The 17,990-nt window shown below is 37.2% G+C and carries 14 protein-coding genes; 9 read left to right on the forward strand and 5 right to left on the reverse strand.

The features are described from left to right. Window positions 1-5: 5 nt before the first annotated feature. From Q0Q99_RS03280 to Q0Q99_RS03290, 3 genes are read right to left on the reverse strand one after another with little or no spacing between them, the layout of a single operon-like run. Window positions 6-644: a hypothetical protein gene (locus tag Q0Q99_RS03280; RefSeq protein WP_293891384.1), complete on the reverse strand. Its 639-nt coding sequence runs from the start codon at window positions 642-644 to the stop codon at window positions 6-8. Beyond that, window positions 628-1,338 carry a 16S rRNA (cytidine(1402)-2'-O)-methyltransferase gene (rsmI, locus tag Q0Q99_RS03285; protein WP_293891387.1) on the reverse strand — a complete coding sequence of 237 codons (711 nt, stop codon included), beginning with the start codon at window positions 1,336-1,338 and terminating at the stop codon, window positions 628-630. The genes Q0Q99_RS03280 and rsmI overlap by 17 nt, the downstream gene beginning before the upstream one ends. Next, window positions 1,338-2,249, reverse strand: a complete 912-nt coding sequence (locus Q0Q99_RS03290; RefSeq protein WP_293891390.1) for a hypothetical protein — start codon at window positions 2,247-2,249, stop codon at window positions 1,338-1,340. Before Q0Q99_RS03290 ends, rsmI begins: the two co-directional genes overlap by 1 nt. A 198-nt stretch (window positions 2,250-2,447) precedes the next feature. Here Q0Q99_RS03290 and Q0Q99_RS03295 point away from each other — a divergent pair, with 198 nt between their 5' ends. The 7 genes from Q0Q99_RS03295 to Q0Q99_RS03325 all read left to right on the forward strand — a co-directional run bounded on the left by Q0Q99_RS03295 (window position 2,448) and on the right by Q0Q99_RS03325 (window position 10,446). Continuing rightward, on the forward strand, window positions 2,448-3,068 hold the full coding sequence (locus Q0Q99_RS03295; RefSeq protein ID WP_293891393.1) for a thymidine kinase: 621 nt from the start codon (window positions 2,448-2,450) through the stop codon (window positions 3,066-3,068). A gap of 9 nt (window positions 3,069-3,077) precedes the next feature. Next, entirely contained in the window at window positions 3,078-5,522 is a 2,445-nt protein-coding gene (locus Q0Q99_RS03300; RefSeq protein WP_293891396.1) for a bifunctional UDP-N-acetylmuramoyl-tripeptide:D-alanyl-D-alanine ligase/alanine racemase, read from the forward strand. A gap of 73 nt (window positions 5,523-5,595) precedes the next feature. Then, complete coding sequence (gene mscL / locus Q0Q99_RS03305) at window positions 5,596-6,009, forward strand: large conductance mechanosensitive channel protein MscL (protein ID WP_293891399.1); 414 nt, start codon at window positions 5,596-5,598, stop codon at window positions 6,007-6,009. Window positions 6,010-6,248: 239 nt separating this feature from the next. Further along, window positions 6,249-7,238: an aspartate-semialdehyde dehydrogenase gene (locus Q0Q99_RS03310; protein ID WP_293891402.1), complete on the forward strand. Its 990-nt coding sequence runs from the start codon at window positions 6,249-6,251 to the stop codon at window positions 7,236-7,238. Window positions 7,239-7,332: 94 nt separating this feature from the next. Beyond that, a complete protein-coding gene (locus Q0Q99_RS03315; protein ID WP_293891405.1) occupies window positions 7,333-7,686 on the forward strand; it encodes a hypothetical protein in 354 nt (117 codons plus the stop codon). A gap of 61 nt (window positions 7,687-7,747) precedes the next feature. After that, window positions 7,748-9,955 carry a TonB-dependent receptor gene (locus tag Q0Q99_RS03320; protein ID WP_293891408.1) on the forward strand — a complete coding sequence of 736 codons (2,208 nt, stop codon included), beginning with the start codon at window positions 7,748-7,750 and terminating at the stop codon, window positions 9,953-9,955. A 110-nt stretch (window positions 9,956-10,065) separates the two neighbouring features. After that, on the forward strand, window positions 10,066-10,446 hold the full coding sequence (locus Q0Q99_RS03325) for a DoxX protein (protein ID WP_293891411.1): 381 nt from the start codon (window positions 10,066-10,068) through the stop codon (window positions 10,444-10,446). A 56-nt stretch (window positions 10,447-10,502) separates the two neighbouring features. Here Q0Q99_RS03325 and mtgA read toward each other — a convergent pair whose 3' ends face one another. Together mtgA and Q0Q99_RS03335 are read right to left on the reverse strand one after the other, a co-directional pair. Next, a complete protein-coding gene (gene mtgA / locus Q0Q99_RS03330) occupies window positions 10,503-11,183 on the reverse strand; it encodes a monofunctional biosynthetic peptidoglycan transglycosylase (protein ID WP_293891414.1) in 681 nt (226 codons plus the stop codon). A 3-nt stretch (window positions 11,184-11,186) separates the two neighbouring features. After that, a complete protein-coding gene (locus Q0Q99_RS03335) occupies window positions 11,187-12,302 on the reverse strand; it encodes an FAD-binding oxidoreductase (RefSeq protein WP_293891417.1) in 1,116 nt (371 codons plus the stop codon). A gap of 216 nt (window positions 12,303-12,518) precedes the next feature. Between Q0Q99_RS03335 and Q0Q99_RS03340 the strand changes: the two genes are divergently transcribed. Both Q0Q99_RS03340 and Q0Q99_RS03345 read left to right on the forward strand, forming a co-directional pair. Beyond that, complete coding sequence (locus Q0Q99_RS03340) at window positions 12,519-15,980, forward strand: reprolysin-like metallopeptidase (protein ID WP_293891420.1); 3,462 nt, start codon at window positions 12,519-12,521, stop codon at window positions 15,978-15,980. A 94-nt stretch (window positions 15,981-16,074) separates the two neighbouring features. After that, window positions 16,075-17,985, forward strand: coding sequence for a S9 family peptidase (locus tag Q0Q99_RS03345; protein ID WP_293891423.1), 1,911 nt, complete (start codon window positions 16,075-16,077; stop codon window positions 17,983-17,985). The last annotated feature ends 5 nt before the right edge of the window (window positions 17,986-17,990 follow it).

Raw genomic sequence — 17,990 nt, forward strand, 5'->3', positions numbered from 1 at the left:
ACCGTTTATAAATTAAAAATCTTTCTGTAATAGTCAATTTTAAAATCGTAAATAGGGCGCGGCGAATCCAGGTATTTATGTTTGTTTTCTAAGTAAATCTTACTTTTAGAAAGTCCAATATTAGAAGACCCGGATGGCGAAATCAAGACATTCAGTTTAATTGGTCTGCCAAAATCTTCAATTACCATTTGCTTTTCTTTTCGGAGTTGTTCCGGTATTTTTTTATATCCCAAAATATTAATTAGAAAAAGTTTACAGGCATTATTGGTTGAAAAACCGCTCGTGAAAAATATTTCTGTGACTTGGGAATTCTTTATTTGGGAGACAATTTCAGTGTTTAATTCCAATGGAATCAAATCTTTATCGAAGGCGGTATTATTTTTTCGCTTGCATTTTTTTATGGTATCACTAACGGAGATTTTGTGCCTATCTAAAAAAGTGGTGATGCTTTTTACATCCAGTGGTAAGGTAAATTCTTCAGGGAAAGCTAAGCTTAAAATTTTCCAGATACTGTTCCTGTTGCCATAGAAAAACGGCACTTCAAAAAGTTCGTGATTGTGCGGATGGATAGTTCCAACTATAAGTTTTTGACTGTCGGGTTTGATTGGGTAAAGCTCGAGATATTGATTAGTTGTTATCATCAAACTTGTCCTTACTTTTTGCTTCGGAAAGCTTCCCGCCAACTACAGCCACAATTTCACCTTTTGGAGGTTTTGCTTCAAAATGTTTCAGGACTTCTGCCGCTGTTCCGCGGATGGTTTCTTCGTGTAATTTTGATAATTCCCTTGAGACCGAAACCGCTCTTTCGGCACCAAAATACTGCACAAATTCCGCGAGGGTTTTTATCAGTTTATGTGGCGAAACATAGAAAATCATGGTTCTATTTTCTTCCGCTAAAGCCAAATATCGGGTTTGCCTTCCTTTCTTTTCGGGTAAAAATCCTTCGAAAACAAATCGGTCATTGGGCAAACCGCTATTCACCAAAGCGGGAACAAAGGCTGTTGCGCCCGGCAAACAATCTACTTCAATATTATTTTCTACACATGCTCGGGTCAACAAAAACCCCGGGTCAGAGATGGCCGGAGTTCCCGCATCAGAAATCAGCGCAATATTTTCTCCAGCCTGCAATCGCTTAATCAAATTCTCTACAGTTTTGTGCTCGTTGTGCATATGATGGCTGTGCATGTGCGTGGAAATCTCAAAATGTTTGAGGAGTTTGCCGCTGGTTCGGGTGTCTTCTGCCAAAATCAAATCGACTTCCTTCAAAATGCGAATTGCCCTGAAAGTCATGTCTTCCAGATTACCAATCGGCGTTGGAACGATGTAAAGTTTAGACATTACCGGAATTTTTTCTCAACGATTTCCATGAATCGCTCGATATAATCTTCTTCGCCAACCCAATAATTATAATCGGGAATCACCATTTCGTTTATGAAATTCTTGGCTTCCTCAAACGTATCAAAGGTATTCAATTGAGAAATCACTCGATTAAAGTCTTCGTTGCTGTCGTTAAAAAGATGCTGCACAAAACCAATTCGGTCATTTAATCCAATAGCAATTGATTTTGACATTCCATCATGTAAGGCTTCAGTTTTTGAAGTTTCTGCGATTGGTTCTTGTTTTGTTTCTTCTTTGGTATCCGAAGGAAATAACGACACTTCATTTGGTTTTACAAAGACAGGATCAGCATATTTGCCAATATGGTCTTCTAGTTTCTCTTCACGTTGTTCCATTTCAGTGGGAACTACATCCATTTCTAATTCAAAACTAGGCTCAAAAGAAGGTTTATCTTCGGAAACGATTTGCTCCGCCAGTTCGCTATCGCTCTGGTCTTCTTCCTCTTCTAGAGTTGGTTCTTCCTCCAATTCTTCTTCAACAGTATTTTCGTGTTCTTCGGAAACTATTGATTCTTCATCAACGGTTACCTCAACTTCTTCTTCAGATTGCACCTGTTCCGTCGACTCTGGTTGTGTTACTTCAGGCTCCGCTTCGGCAACCTCAAGAACGTCAGGTTTTACTGGTTCTGATACAGATTCTACTTGATTGGATTGCTCCAGTTTTTCTTCCAAAACAACGGACGACACTTCTGATTTTACCGATTCAAAATTATCCTGATAGAACTTTAAAACAGCCAAAGTTTCGTATAATTTTTGGGTTTCCTTATACAATTGATCAACTTCCGACTTGTTTTTAAGCTTTAAAATTCGGTGCGCAATGCTGATTAATTCGGATTCTAATCTTTTTTTCATACCTTTTGAAATATTATGGAATACGGTCGTCTTTTTTAATAAATGTCTTCCGGGCTGTTTATTTTGCCTATGGAAGAAGTAACCTTGGTTAAAATTTTTTACATTTGAGTCGACGTAAAACTAAGAAAAATTTTAGTCGGTTTGTTTGCGTTACAAAGTAACAAAAGAATTCAATTTTTAAAGGTAGAAAAATACAAAATGTTTCTCGAAAATACAGTAAATCATAAAGAACAATTTGGTTGGATTGAAGTCATCTGCGGTTCGATGTTTTCGGGTAAAACGGAAGAACTCATCCGACGATTGAAAAGAGCACAATTCGCCAAACAAAAAGTGGAAATTTTTAAACCTTCAATCGATACACGATATGATGAGGAAATGGTGGTTTCCCACAACAAAAACGAAATCCGCTCATCGCCTGTTCCTGCTGCCGCTAATATTCGAATTCTCGCTCAAGGCTGCGACGTAGTTGGTATTGACGAAGCCCAGTTTTTTGATGACGAAATTGTTGCTGTGTGTAACGACCTGGCGAACTCTGGGATTCGAGTTATCGTAGCGGGATTAGATATGGATTTTAAAGGAAATCCTTTTGGCCCCATGCCAGCGTTAATGGCAACAGCAGAATATGTAACCAAAGTTCACGCAGTTTGTACACGTACCGGAAATTTAGCCCATTACAGTTTTAGGAAAAATGACAATGACAAATTGGTTATGCTTGGCGAAACCGAAGAATACGAACCGTTAAGCCGGGCGGCATATTATAATGCGATGCGCCAGAACATGATTGTAAAAGACCCCGAACATCTATCAGAAGAAAAATAACTCCTACTCTTGATACTAACCATCCGAAATATTGTTCCAATCATCAAAGCCCATTGGGTTGGACAAAATGACACCTCCATTATTGACTATGTCTCTATTGATAGCCGTTCGTTGCAAAACGATAAAAACACCCTGTTTTTCGCTATTGCCGGACCAAATCATGATGGCCATTTATATATTGAAGAACTTATTCAGAAAGGCGTACAGCATTTTGTGGTAACCAAAATTCCCGAAAATGTCACAGGGAAAGCTGATTTTTTAGTTGTTGAAAACACACTTGATGCATTACAAAAATTTGCAGCCTTTTATCGCAGCCAATTTGATTTTCCTGTTATTGGAATAACCGGAAGTAATGGAAAAACCATCATCAAGGAATGGCTAAATTTTCTATTAAGCCCTGACTACAACATTATCCGAAGTCCAAAAAGTTATAACTCACAAGTTGGTGTGCCGCTTTCGATTTTAGGTATCAAAGAAAAACACAATTTAGGAATATTCGAAGCCGGAATTTCCATGAATAATGAAATGGAAAAGCTTCAAAAAATTATCCAGCCAACCATTGGAATCCTGTCTAATATTGGTTCGGCTCACGATGAAGGTTTTTCAAGCGTGGCGGAAAAGATGAAAGAAAAATTAAAACTTTTTATTTCGGTAAACGTTTTGATTTTAAACAAAAATAAAACCATTTGCGCTTTCGTTAATCCAAAAATAAAAATCTTTACCTGGTGCTCTGACGATAAAAGTGCCGATGTTTTTATTACGAAAAAAAATATTGCTGAACTAACCGAATTACAAGTCACGTACAGAGAAGACACATTCCCGATTACGATTCCGTTTCAGGATCAGGCTTCTGTAGAAAACGCGATTCATTGCATGATGGTGATGCTTTATTTTGGTTACAACCAAAAAGTAATTCAAACCAGAATGTCACATTTATATCCCGTGGAAATGCGGCTGAAAGTGAAAAACGGGATTTCCAACTGTACGCTTATTGATGATAGTTACAGTTCCGATTTTCAATCGCTGAAAATTGCTTTGGATTTTCTGGAAAACCAAAAACAACACAAGAAGAAAACGATTATTCTTTCGGATATTTTTCAGAGCGGCTTGAGTAACGAAGAATTATATTCGCAGGTTTCGCAGTTGATTATTTCGAATAAAATTACCCGGGTAATTGGCATTGGAGAAACCATTTCACAATTTAAAAATAAATTTATAAACTGTGTTACGTTTCAAAATGTATCCGAATTTACGAATGCTTTTGACAATCTGAATTTTGAAAATGAAACCATATTGATTAAAGGCGCGCGCGATTTTAATTTTGAGAAAATTGTGTCAATGCTTGAAGAAAAGACGCATGAAACTGTTTTGGAAATTAACCTTAACGCAATCGGTCATAACCTAAGTTTTTTTAAATCAAAATTAAAACCAAAAACCAAAATGATGGTGATGGTTAAAGCCTTTGGCTATGGAAATGGCGGTTTCGAAATTGCACAATTACTCGAACATCATAAGGTAGATTATCTTGGTGTGGCTTTCGCCGATGAAGGAATTTCGCTGAAGAATGCCGGAATTACTGTCCCAATTATGGTTCTAAATCCGGAAACCACGAGTTTTGCCGCCATTATTCAGCATCATTTAGAACCCGAAATTTATTCCGTCAAAGGATTAAAAGCCTTTTTGAAAATCGCCGAACAAAACAAATTAAAACACTTTCCAATTCATATAAAGATAGATACAGGAATGCATCGCTTAGGGTTTGAAGACGAAGATCTCGATGATTTAATTCTAATTCTTCGTGGCAACGAAACGGTGCAAATCAAAAGTGTCTTATCACATATGGCAACAAGCGATGATTTGAAACAGGACGCATTTTCGAAAGCCCAGATTGCACTATTTGAAAAATTGTCATCACAGTTACAAACCGAGTTAAATATAAAACCAATTCGTCATATTTTAAACACTTCCGGAATCACTAATTATCCAGAAGCACAATACGATATGGTCCGATTAGGCATTGGATTATATGGTATTTCCAACGATACCGAAGAACAAAAAGAACTGGAAAATGTAGGGACTTTAAAATCGGTGATTTCCCAAATCCGAACCATCGAAGAAGGTGAAAGTGTTGGTTATGGCCGCAGATTTATTGCAGCAAAACAAACCAAAATTGCTACGATTCCTATCGGCTACGCTGACGGCATTAGCAGAAGCTGGGGGAACGGCCTTGGTTATGTTGTGATTAATCATAAACCCGCCAAAATTGTTGGAAGTGTTTGCATGGACATGCTTATGGCTGATGTAACCGACATAGATTGCAAGGAGGGAAATACCGTAATTATTTTTGGTGATAATCCAACCGTTAATTTTATTGCTAAGCAGCTCAATACTATTCCGTATGAAATTTTAACCAGCATCTCCCAACGGGTTAAAAGAGTATTTTTTAGGGAATGATTTTTTTAAAATTTGTTAAAAATGTTAAAAATTTATTTAATTTAGTTTCACTAACCAATAAAATTTAAATATTATGGGATTTTTTAGCGATTTCAAAGCGTCATTAATGAAAGGCGACGTGCTAACTTTAGCAACAGCAGTAGTAATCGGTGGTGCTTTCGGAAAAATAGTAGGTTCTGCTGTGGATGACATCATCATGCCGATTGTAGGACTGATAACGGGCGGAATTGATTTTACCACAAAATTTATTGCATTAAACGGCGAACATTATGAAAACCTTGCAGCTGCAAAAACTGCCGGAGCTTCGGTTATGACCTATGGAAATTTTGTTCAGGCCATTATTAACTTTATAATCATTGCTTTGTTCATTTTTGTTGTTTTAAGAGCAGCCGAAAAAGCGAAGAAGAAAGAAGACGTTGTGGTTGTTGTGAGCGGCCCAACTCAGGAAGAATTGCTTACACAAATTAGGGATTTACTCAAAAAATAATACCGCTACATTATATATTCTAACTAAACCGCTTCTTAATTGAGGCGGTTTTTCTTTTTCAGGAGCACAGCATTTATTTTATTCAGGACGATTCCTCCCGCTATCCGCGCTACACGGTAGCTTGCTCCTATCGGGGCTGGCGAGAACGTTCTGCGGTTTTCCGTCTTTTTTCTTTCTTCTTTCTTCTTTCTTCAATTTTCTACATACTTTTGTACTTCAAAATTTATAATCAATAAAATATGAAAGTTGCTGTTGTTGGTGCAACCGGAATGGTTGGAGAAGTAATGCTCAAAGTTTTAGCCGAAAGAAATTTTCCAGTAACGGAATTAATTCCTGTTGCTTCAGAAAAATCTGTTGGAAAAGAAATTGAATTTAAAGGAAAGAAATATAAAGTGGTTGGTCTTCAAACCGCCGTTGATATGAAAGCGGATATCGCTTTGTTTTCGGCAGGTGGAGAAACCTCTTTAACCTGGGCACCAAAATTTGCCGAAGCGGGAACAACCGTTATCGATAACTCTTCAGCATGGAGAATGGATCCAACTAAAAAATTGGTAGTTCCTGAAATCAATGCCTCAGAATTAACAAAGGATGACAAAATCATCGCTAATCCAAACTGTTCCACCATTCAAATGGTTATGGTTTTGGCCCCGTTGCATAAAAAATACAACATCAAGCGTGTGATTGTTTCAACTTACCAATCAATAACAGGAACCGGAGTAAAGGCTGTAAAGCAATTGGAGAATGAATATGCCGGGGTTTCGGGTGATATGGCTTATAAATACCAAATTCACCGCAATGCTATTCCCCAATGTGACAGTTTTGAAGATAACGGATATACGAAAGAAGAGATGAAACTGGTGCGTGAAACCCAAAAAATTATTGGCGACAAATCAATTGCAGTTACAGCAACTGCGATTAGAATTCCTGTAGTTGGCGGTCATAGTGAAGCCGTGAATGTAGAATTTTCAAATGACTTTGATGTGAATGAAGTACGTAATATTTTGCATCATACAGATGGCGTTACCGTTCAGGACAATAATGATACTTACACTTATCCGATGCCATTGTATGCTCAGGGAAAAGATGATGTTTTCGTAGGTAGGATTCGCCGCGATGAAAGTCAGCCAAACTCTTTAAACATGTGGATTGTGTCGGACAATTTAAGAAAAGGTGCGGCTACCAACACAATTCAGATTGCAGAATATTTGGTTGCAAATAAACTAGTATAATCTATTCAAATCATAAGGCCGTTTAATTTTGCAAATCATAAAATTTGTTAAAATCAAATGATTTTTCTTTGGTCATCCCTTACATTTGCAGTCGATGAAAAAAAGGTTTCTCATAGTAAATTCTATCATGGGATTGGTTGTATTGCTTGCAATACTAATTCAATCTTTCGATGCTATCAGGCATTTGGAAAAACAATTTTCAGAAAAACACTGCTACCATAACTATCATCATCACAAAACTGAAATCAATCATTCACATGAAAATTCAGATCACTGTTTTCTTTGTGAATTTGGGTTCAGCAGTTTTATTTCGCCTTCCAAAATAATTTTTACTTCTAAAAAAAATGAAGTTACTACCAAATATTCTCCTTATTATTCCAAAGAAATAACTCATTTTTTCCGCGGAAGCCTCTTTGCACTGCGTGCGCCCCCGTGTTTTATTGTTTAAACCAGTTTTTCTGAACCGAAACAACTTCGGTCAATTATTCCTTTATCAATAAAACTATTTTATGAAATCAATATATATTACCCTGTTGATAGGGTTTTCATTAGTCGCAAATGCGCAAAACAAAATCGTTGGAACTGTTTCCGACAAAGACAATAAAGCATTACCCAATGTTATCGTTTCTATTCCCGAAATCCATAAGGAAACCATTTCTGATACTGACGGAAAGTATGTTTTAAACAATTTACCAAACGGCACTTATAAAATTATTTTTTCTTCTGTTGGGTATGGCACTCAAACGCTTTCTATCGCCATTGCCGGGAGTGAAATAACCCAAAATATAACTTTGGAAGACAATATCATTCACATGGATGAAGTGATTGTCTCTACTGCATTCAACAAATTACAATCGCAAAACGTAATGAAAGTGGAACATGAAAGTGTAAAATCGTTACAACAAAAAGGAACTGCAACACTAGTTGAAGGATTAGCAACAATTCCCGGAGTTTCACAAGTTTCAACCGGAACTTCAATCGGAAAGCCAGTTATTCGTGGCTTGAGTGGTAATCGGGTTTTGGTGTATTCGCAAGGTGTTCGGTTAGAAAATCAGCAATTTGGTGAAGAACATGGTTTGGGTTTAAACGATGCAGGTGTTGAAAGTGTGGAAGTTATCAAAGGTCCGGCATCATTGCTTTATGGGTCTGATGCGCTGGGTGGCGTTTTATATTTCAATCCTGAAAAATTTGCCAATCCAAAAGAATTTAAGGCCGATTTTAGTCAGCGTGTGTTTTCGAATACTTTAGGAAGCAATACTTCTTTAGGAGTAAAAACATCGACTGAAAACTGGAAATATTTAGCCCGCGGAAGTTTCAATACGCATGCCGATTATCAAATTGCTGATGGTGACAGAGTAACTAATACGCGCTACAACGAAGCCGATTTAAAAGCCGGAATTGGTTACAGCAATTCGAGCTTATCAAGTGTACTCCGATACAATTTTAATAAACTGGATTTGGGAATTCCTGAAAACGGAATAAGCGAACAATCTACCAGCCATTCCACTGTTTTTCCTAAACAAGCGGTTTACAATCATATCTTGAGTTTGCACAATAATTTCTATTTTAAGAACTCTAAACTCGATGCTGATTTGGGTTATATTTTCAATGACCGAAGTGAATTTGCAGACAGTAATGTAGCTTCTTTACATATGAAATTACGAACATTGAACTATGATTTGAAGTATTATCTGCCAAAGTTTGGCAAAGTGGAAACGATTATCGGAATTCAGGGCATGCATCAAACCAATAAAAATTCAGGACAAGAATTGTTGATTCCGGATGCGGCAACAACTGATTTTGGAGTTTTTGGTACGGCTAATTATGAATTCGGAAAGAATGTGTTGCAAGCCGGGCTTCGTTTTGACAACCGAAAAATAAATAGTGAAACCCACGGAATTATAGGGCAGGAAAGTTATTTTGCAGCCATTGACAAAAGTTTTGACAGCTTCAATGCGTCGTTGGGTTATAAAACAAATTTAGCTGATGATTTTACACTTCGTTTAAATATAGCCTCAGGTTTCCGTGCTCCGAATTTAGCCGAACTAACATCTAATGGCGTTCACGAGGGAAGCAATCGCTATGAAATTGGAAATGCCAATCTGAAAAATGAACAGAATCTGCAAACCGATTTGAATTTGGAATATAAAAGTTCACATTTTGAAATCTTTGCCAATGGTTTTTACAATCATATTAATAACTATATTTTTATTTCTCCGAATGGAAGTGTTATTAACGGTAATAATGTTTATGATTATGTTCAGGCAAATGCCAAATTATATGGTGGTGAAACAGGAATTCATTTTCATCCGCATCCGCTGGACTGGTTGCATTTTACGAGTAGTTATGAAATGGTTATTGGCAAAAAAGACAACGGAAGCAATTTACCTTTGATTCCTGCCAATAAATGGAATAACAATTTTAAAGGCGAATTTGAATTGAAAAATTGGTGGAAAGAGGGTTTTGCAACGCTTAACATTGAAAGCACTTTTGCACAAAACAACAACGGCGAATTTGAAACTAAAACTAGCGGGTATACTTTGATAAATTTAGGTTTAGGCGGTAAAATCAACATAAACAAAGCTACTTTTAACTTCAATTTAAATGTGAATAATGTGCTTGATAAAAGGTATGTTTCGCATTTATCAAGACTAAAGTCGGATGGAATTCCAAACATTGGACGGAATGTAATTTTGGGGATTAATTTCGCCATTTAGAATTAAGTATTTTATTGTTCATAAATATGTTAATTCTTAAGAAATAAGGCATCTGTTTCCATTAAAGTTTTGCGTTATTTTTACCTTACTAATTAAAAACCTCCTTTAGTATGAATTCACTTTTTACCAAAATCGTTAGAATAGCTCTTGGATTGGCACTTGTCATTTTTGGCGCGAATATGATATCCCATTTTATCCCGATGGATCAACCAGACACTAATACCGCAGCCGGACAATTTATGAATTCACTGGGCGCGACGGGTTATATCTTTCCTGTTGTAGGCTTTTTAGAAGTTATTATTGGCGCAATGCTTTTATTAAAAAAGTGGGTGGCATTTGCATTAATATTGTTAGCGCCAATATCGATTAACATTTTGTTATTTCATTTGTTTTTGGATATTCCGGGACTGTCAATCGCCCTTTTAATCGTGGTTTTCAATGCCGTTTTAATGTTCAAACATTGGCCACAATATAAACCTCTATTCTACTAAAACGTAGTTCAATATAAAATCGAAAACGCCGTCCAGAATTATCAGGCCGGCATTTTTTAATAGTTGATTTTTCCAATATAACGCATCACTCTCAAGATTTTTTCCTTACGTTTAGTAATATAGGAAGACGAATTCGACGCCTTAAATTTTCTGGGATTAGGTAAGATTGCCGCAATTCCGGCAGCTTCTTTAGGTGTTAGATTTATTGCTGTTTTGCTATACCAATGTCTTGCCGCTTCCTGTGCGCCATAAACACCGTTACCCATTTCGATACTATTAAGGTAAACTTCCATGATACGTTCTTTTCCCCAGATTAATTCAATTAGCATTGTAAAGTAAGCTTCCAATCCTTTTCGTAGATAACTTCTGCCCTGCCATAGAAAAACATTTTTGGCGGTTTGTTGTGAAATGGTGCTGCCGCCTTTAAGTTTCCTTCCCTTATTATTATTTTTATAAGCTTTTTGCATCGCCTTAAAGTCAAACCCGCTGTGTATTAAAAAATTTCCGTCCTCACTCGCGATTACCGCCTTTTGGAGATTTGGCGAAATTTTTTCTAACGGAACCCATTTGTGACTGTAAATCGCAACATCACCATCTAATTTAAATTCGATGATTCTAGTAATCATTAAGGGTGTAAAAGGAATAGGAACCCATTTAAAGAGAATGACCGATAAAATAGACAGACCAAAAAACCAAAGCATGGCTTTCCATATCCAGCGAAAAATTTTTCTAATCATATTTTATTTAACTAAATCTGCTAATTCCTGACCTATTAAACTCCCTATGGCAACTCCCATGCCGCCCAATCTTACGCCACAATACACATGTTCCGAAAGTTGTTCGACTATAGGTTTTTTGGTCGATCCCAATCCCATGATTCCGCTCCAGCGATGCGCAATTTTATAATCAGTGTTTGGTAAAATTACTTCTTTTAATAACGCCTCCAAACGAATTTGAATTAATTCTGTTTCTCCTAATTCTGTAGTAGTTTCTGTTTCAAAAGCTAAATTTCTTCCTCCGCCCAGCAAGATCCTATCATCAATATTTCGAAAGTAATAATATCCTTTATCTAAATGGAAAGTCCCTTTAACATTTAAGTTTGGAATTGGTTCCGTAATTAAAACCTGCGCTCTTGCCGGTTTTACCTTATTGTTAGTCAATGATCCGGCAAAACCATTGGTGGCAAACAATAATTTTTTGGTGTCAAAACTAAAATCTCCCAAAGCTACTTCCACTAGGTTGTTTCTTTCTTGATACGAACTTACTTCAACGTTGTTCAGAATTAGAATATTGTTTTCAATTGCCTTTTTCAACAAAGCATTCATCATTTTTCCTGTATCAATTTGGGCTTCAAATGGATTAAAAATTACATATTCCTGTATGCCTTTAAAAGCAAAACGATCCGCTTCTTTGGCAAAAACCTCATTCCTGAAAAGCGGTTTCAGCAAGTCATTAATAAAAGGTAATTTTTGCAGACATTCGGCATATGTATTTTCATCTTCTTTTAAGAACAATTCATAACCACCATAGGGTTTGAAATCGATAGTTTTATCGCCTAAATTTTTACGCAATAATTGCAATCCGTTCCATCTTTTCGATATAAGCTTAACAACTTCGTCTTCACTGTGTGATTTCAAATCATCTATAATTTCCGAAAGACTCCCAAAGCAGGCAAAACCAGCATTTTTTGTACTTGCACCTTGAGGTAGAATCCCTTTTTCCAGAATCAATATTTTGCAACTGGGGAATTTTTTGCGCAGTGCCAACGCGCAATGCAGACCGACAATTCCGCTGCCGACAATAGTGAAATCAACAGACGTAAACCAATTTTTAAGTTCCCAATAACTAAGATTCATTTATTATTTTTCATTAAAAATACTTTTTTCAAATAAATGCAGAAACTTTTTTTAAAATATTATCATTATCATAAGAATAATACTTGATTTATAATTATACTTCAACGACTCCTGATGTAGTTTATCGATTTGTTAATATTTTTATTAAATTTCGAGTAAATTTCATAAAATTAACTTTACTTTTGGGACGCTATTTTAATTAAAACCTATCGAATTATGAAATTTAAATTACTCATTGTTACATTATTAGCAATTACGTGTGTGACTTTTTCCCAAAACAGAAACATTTGGAATGTTACCACTAAGAAAAACAATATGGTTGCACTCGATTCAAGAATGCGACTGCCTGACAACAAACTTTTCAGCTTAAACCTAATAAGTTTGAAATCGAACTTGAACAATGCGCCAGACAGAAAGGCAAATGTCAAACAATCTAATACGGTATTGTCTATCCCGAATGCAGATGGTGTTTTAGAACGATTCAGTGTTTATGAAAATTCTAATATGGATCCGGCATTAGCCGCAAGATATCCTGAAATTAAATCATACATAGGAATAGGAATTGACAATCCAACTGCGACAGCTTACTTCAGCGTTTCTCCCCTAGGATTTAAATCTATGGTGCTTTCTCCTGATAAATCTGCCGTTTTTATTGAACCAATTTCAGCTGATTTAGAAACCTATACAGTGTATAGAAAAGCCGACAAAGCACAATCACTTACCCGTTTTGAATGCACTGTTATTGACGAAGTAGCACCTCAAATTGCCGCAAGCACGTTAAGACCAAACGCCGATGACGCTGTGATGAGAACATTTCGTTTGGCTATGTCTTGTACAGGAGAATACACTGCTTATTTTGGTGGCACAAAAGCTTTAGCTCTAGCAGCCATCAACAACTCTATTACCAGATGTAATGGTGTTTTTGAAAAAGATTTTGGTGCTCGTTTGATTATTATTGCTAATACAGACTTAGTTATTTATACTAATGCATCAACAGACCCATATTCTGCTTCTTCAAGCATGTCACAATGGAATTCTCAATTGCAATCAACACTAACATCTGTTATCGGTGAAGCTAACTACGACATCGGTCACTTATTTGGTGCTACTGGTGGTGGTGGAAATGCTGGTTGTATTGGGTGTATTTGTGTGAACGGTTCTAAAGGAAGTGGTATCACGTCACCTGCAGACGGGATTCCATCAGGTGATAATTTTGACATCGATTATGTAGCCCATGAAATTGGACATCAAATGGGAGCTAATCATACTTTTACCCATAGTAATGAAGGAACTGGCGTTCAAATGGAACCAGGTTCCGGTTCGACAATTATGGGATATGCCGGTATCACTGCTCTTGATGTTCAACCTCACTCGGATGCCCTTTTCCATGCTATCAGTATTCAACAGGTTACTAATAATATTAAAGCAAAAACTTGCTCTGTTAACATTGCCACAGGAAATTCAGTTCCAACAGCAAGTGCCGGATTGGATTATACCATTCCAAAAAGCACCCCGTTTATGTTAACTGCCACGGCTACTGATGCCAATGGCGATGCGCTTACTTATAATTGGGAGGAAATGGACAATCAGACTACTTCAGCAGCGCCTAGTGCTACTAAAACAACAGGAGTTGATTTCAGATCTTATATCTCTACTACTTCTCCAACAAGATATTTCCCAAGAATGGCTTCTGTTTTAACCGGAGCAACAACAACAGCGGGAACTGAACTTACTGTTGAAGCTTTGCCTTCTGTAGCAAGAACCTTAAACTTTAGAGTTACAGTTCGTGATAACAGAGCGGGCGGACCGGCAAATAACAGTGACGACATGGTTGTTACAGTAAACGCTACCGCTGGACCATTTACTGTAAGTTCTCCTAATACGGCTGTTTCGTATGTAGGTGGAAGTTCTCAAACGATAACGTGGGCTGTAGCAGGAACGACTGCAAATGGCGTAAATTGTGCCAATGTTGATATTTTATTATCTACTAATGGCGGAACTTCCTGGTCAACTTTGTTGGCGGCAACTCCAAATGACGGTTCAGAAGCAGTTACCATTCCTAACACAGCGGGAACAACCAACAGAATTATGGTAAAAGGAACGAATCATGTTTTCTTTGATGTTTCCAATACTAATTTTACTATTACGGCAGGTTCCACAGATACTGTTGCGCCAACAGCACCAACGTTATCAGCTTCCGGAACTACATATACTACAACAAATTTATCTTGGTCTGGAGCTACTGACAACGTAGCTGTAACCGGCTATGATGTATATAAAGATGGTGTTTTATTAGGTTCAACTGTATCAACATCGTATGCAGTAACTGGCTTAACAAATTCCACAACCTACATATTTACAGTAAAAGCAAAAGACGCCGCTGGAAATATTTCTGTTGCTAGTAATGCTGTTAGTGTAACCACTTTAGCGCCGGCTCCGGATACTACAGCTCCAACAGCTCCTACATTGTCTGCATCGGGAACAACTTTTACAAATACTAATTTGTCTTGGTCTGGTGCTACTGACAACGTTGCAGTAATCGGATATGATGTGTACAAAGATGGAGTGTTCTTAGCTTCCACTTCGGCAACAACTTTTGCCGTTACTGGTTTAACAGCTTCTACTACCTATGCCTTCTATATTCAGGCTAAAGATGCAGCCGGAAATATATCCGTTGCAAGCAATACAGTAAACGTTACTACTCCAACTCCGGATACAACTGCCCCAACAGCACCAACACTAGCTGCGTCGGTAACCACATCTTCATCTACTAATTTATCCTGGTCAGGCGCTACTGATAACATTGCCGTTACTGGATATGATGTATACCAAAACGGTGTGTTCAAAGCATCAACAGCATCTACAAGTTATGGGATAACAGGTTTAACTGCTGCCACTACTTATACTTTCTACGTAGTTGCAAAAGATGCTGCCGGAAATCTATCTCCAACAAGTAATACTGTAAGCGTAACTACATCTTCAGTAACCCTTACATATTGTGCGGCACAAGGAAACATAACTACTGATGAAAGAATTGGTAAAGTCGTTTTCGGAACCATTAATAATCCATCAACAGGTACTGCGGGTTATGAAAACTTTACAGCCATATCAACTAATGCGACAAGAGGAACTACATACACTATAGCAATAACTCCCTTCTGGACAAGTACCGTGTGGACTGAAGGATATGGTGTGTGGATTGACTATAATCAAGATGGTGATTTCGCAGATGCGGGAGAAACTGTTTGGACTAAAGCAACTTCAACAACAACTCCGGTTTCAGGAACTTTTACCATTCCGCCAACAGCAACATTAGGTTCAACGAGAATGAGGGTTACACTTAAATACAATGCTATACCCGCAGCCTGTGGTTCATTTACATATGGACAAGTTGAAGATTATACTGTAAATATTATTGCTTCAGGAAGAATTGATGAAACAGCTTCTGCACGTATTTCATTCAACTTGTATCCAAATCCTGTAAAAGGTGATATCTTAAACATTGCAAACCTTGAATTACCATCAACCTATAGAATTTTTAATATGATGGGACAAGAATTAGGAAGTGGCAAAATTGAAAACGAAAGTATCTATGTGGGTTCATTAAAAACAGGAACTTTCTTAATTGAAGTTTCTAATGGAACCACAACTTTAACAAAACGTTTTATCAAAGAATAAATACTTATAAAAAATACAAAGCCATACTGAAAAGTGTGGCTTTTTTTATTAATTAATTTGCTACTTTTAGCCTCTCAAAAAATCCCCAATAAAAATGAACAGAATACTTTTTCTAATCGTTATCACAATGAGTATAACAGCATCGGCACAACAGGTTTTAACTCCCGAAGGACTTTGGAAATTAAGCAGGATAAGTGCTCTTGGAATTTCTAAAGATAAGAAATCAATTGTTTATAAAGTGTCAACACCAGATGTTGCTGAAAACAAGTCCAATTCTAAATTCTACACAATTCCCGTTAACGGAGGCAATCCTTTGGAAGTTCAGGAAAGTGATACAAAAGATTTACTTGCAGATAAAAATGTTTCGCCAGACGGCAAATATATCTTGTCAACCCAGGAAGTTAAGACCGAAAAGGTTTTAGGAACGGATTTCTATCCCGAATTAGACAAATCGGAAGCCCAAATTTATGATGGATTAGATTACCGTCATTGGGATACCTGGAATACCGGTTCACACAATCATGTTTTTTTTGCGCTCAATAAAGGAGACAAAGTAAACCCGTTTGATATCATGAATGGTGAACCTTATGATTCGCCACAAAAACCTTTTGGCGGAGACGAAGATTACATTTGGTCGCCGGATAGTAAAAATATTATCTATGTTTCCAAAAAGAAATTCGGAACCGCTTATGCTATTTCTACCAATACTGATTTGTATGAGTACAATATTGAAACAAAAACCACCAAAAATCTAACGGAAAGTAATCCCGGTTACGATACTAATCCGGTTTTTTCTCCAAAAGGCGATTTGACTTGGCTGCAAATGAAACGCGACGGTTATGAAGCGGATAAAAATGATATTATTGTTAGATTCAATGGAATCGATATGAATTTAACTGGCAATTGGGACGGTTCTGTTGAAGGTTTTAAATGGAGTGCCGATAGTAAAAAGATCTATTTTACCGCCGCAATTGATGGAACATTACAGTTGTTCGAAGTAAACTTTCCGGGTTTGACTAAAATCGCTGCGACCGTAAAACAAGTTACTTCGGGAGATTTTGACATACATGCTATCGTAGATTTAGTTGGCGATAATGTAATCGTTTCAAGAGAAGACATGAACCATGCTGCCGAAATCTATTCTTTTAACCTTAAGAAAAAAGCATTTACGCAGCTTACCAAAATCAACAGCGAAACCTATTCTAAATTGACTTTGCCAAAATATGAAAGAAGATATGTAACTACTACCGATGGTAAAAAAATGTTGGTTTGGGTTATTTTTCCTCCCAATTTTGATAAAAATAAAAAATACCCAACGCTGCTGTATTGCCAGGGCGGACCACAATCTCCACTAACCCAATTCTATTCTTTCCGTTGGAATTTTTCCTTAATGGCTTCGCAGGGTTATGTTATCGTAGCGCCAAATAGAAGAGGAATGTATGGACACGGCCAGGCATGGAATGAACAAATATCAAAAGACTGGGGCGGTCAGGTTATGGACGATTACCTTTCGGCAATTGACGATGTGTCGAAAGAAAGTTATGTTGATAAAACGAGATTAGGTTGCATTGGCGCTAGTTATGGTGGTTATTCTGTTTATTATTTAGCCGGAATCCACAACAATCGTTTCAAGACCTTTATCGCTCATGACGGAGTATTCAATATGCAAAGTATGTACGGAACAACCGAAGAAGTTTTCTTCAACAACTGGGAAAATGGAGGTCCTTATTGGGATAAAAATAATGCAATTGCCCAAAAAGCCTACAACCAGTTCAATCCGATAAACTTTGTTGACAAATGGAATACGCCAATCCTTATGATACAAGGTGGAAAAGATTATCGTATCACAACCGGGCAGGCACAGGAAGCATTTCAGGCAGCACAGCTTCGCGGAATCAAAAGTCGATTACTCTATTTTCCCGAAGAAAACCACTGGGTTTTGAAACCACAAAATGGTATGGTTTGGCAACGTGAATTCTACAAATGGCTGAAAGAAACTTTGTAAAAGCT

This window comes from Flavobacterium sp. (genome assembly GCF_025352425.1).
Lineage (GTDB): Bacteria > Bacteroidota > Bacteroidia > Flavobacteriales > Flavobacteriaceae > Flavobacterium.

Excerpts from the sequence above, each read along its gene's own strand:
- rsmI (WP_293891387.1), bottom strand. The coding sequence starts at position 1,338 with ATGTCTAAACTTTACATCGTTCCAACGCCGATTGGTAATCTGGAAGAC.
- Q0Q99_RS03290 (WP_293891390.1), bottom strand. The coding sequence starts at position 2,249 with ATGAAAAAAAGATTAGAATCCGAATTAATCAGCATTGCGCACCGAATT.
- Q0Q99_RS03295 (WP_293891393.1), top strand. The coding sequence starts at position 2,448 with ATGTTTCTCGAAAATACAGTAAATCATAAAGAACAATTTGGTTGGATT.
- mscL (WP_293891399.1), top strand. The coding sequence starts at position 5,596 with ATGGGATTTTTTAGCGATTTCAAAGCGTCATTAATGAAAGGCGACGTG.
- Q0Q99_RS03310 (WP_293891402.1), top strand. The coding sequence starts at position 6,249 with ATGAAAGTTGCTGTTGTTGGTGCAACCGGAATGGTTGGAGAAGTAATG.
- Q0Q99_RS03315 (WP_293891405.1), top strand. The coding sequence starts at position 7,333 with ATGAAAAAAAGGTTTCTCATAGTAAATTCTATCATGGGATTGGTTGTA.
- Q0Q99_RS03320 (WP_293891408.1), top strand. The coding sequence starts at position 7,748 with ATGAAATCAATATATATTACCCTGTTGATAGGGTTTTCATTAGTCGCA.
- Q0Q99_RS03325 (WP_293891411.1), top strand. The coding sequence starts at position 10,066 with ATGAATTCACTTTTTACCAAAATCGTTAGAATAGCTCTTGGATTGGCA.
- mtgA (WP_293891414.1), bottom strand. The coding sequence starts at position 11,183 with ATGATTAGAAAAATTTTTCGCTGGATATGGAAAGCCATGCTTTGGTTT.
- Q0Q99_RS03335 (WP_293891417.1), bottom strand. The coding sequence starts at position 12,302 with ATGAATCTTAGTTATTGGGAACTTAAAAATTGGTTTACGTCTGTTGAT.
- Q0Q99_RS03340 (WP_293891420.1), top strand. The coding sequence starts at position 12,519 with ATGAAATTTAAATTACTCATTGTTACATTATTAGCAATTACGTGTGTG.
- Q0Q99_RS03345 (WP_293891423.1), top strand. The coding sequence starts at position 16,075 with ATGAACAGAATACTTTTTCTAATCGTTATCACAATGAGTATAACAGCA.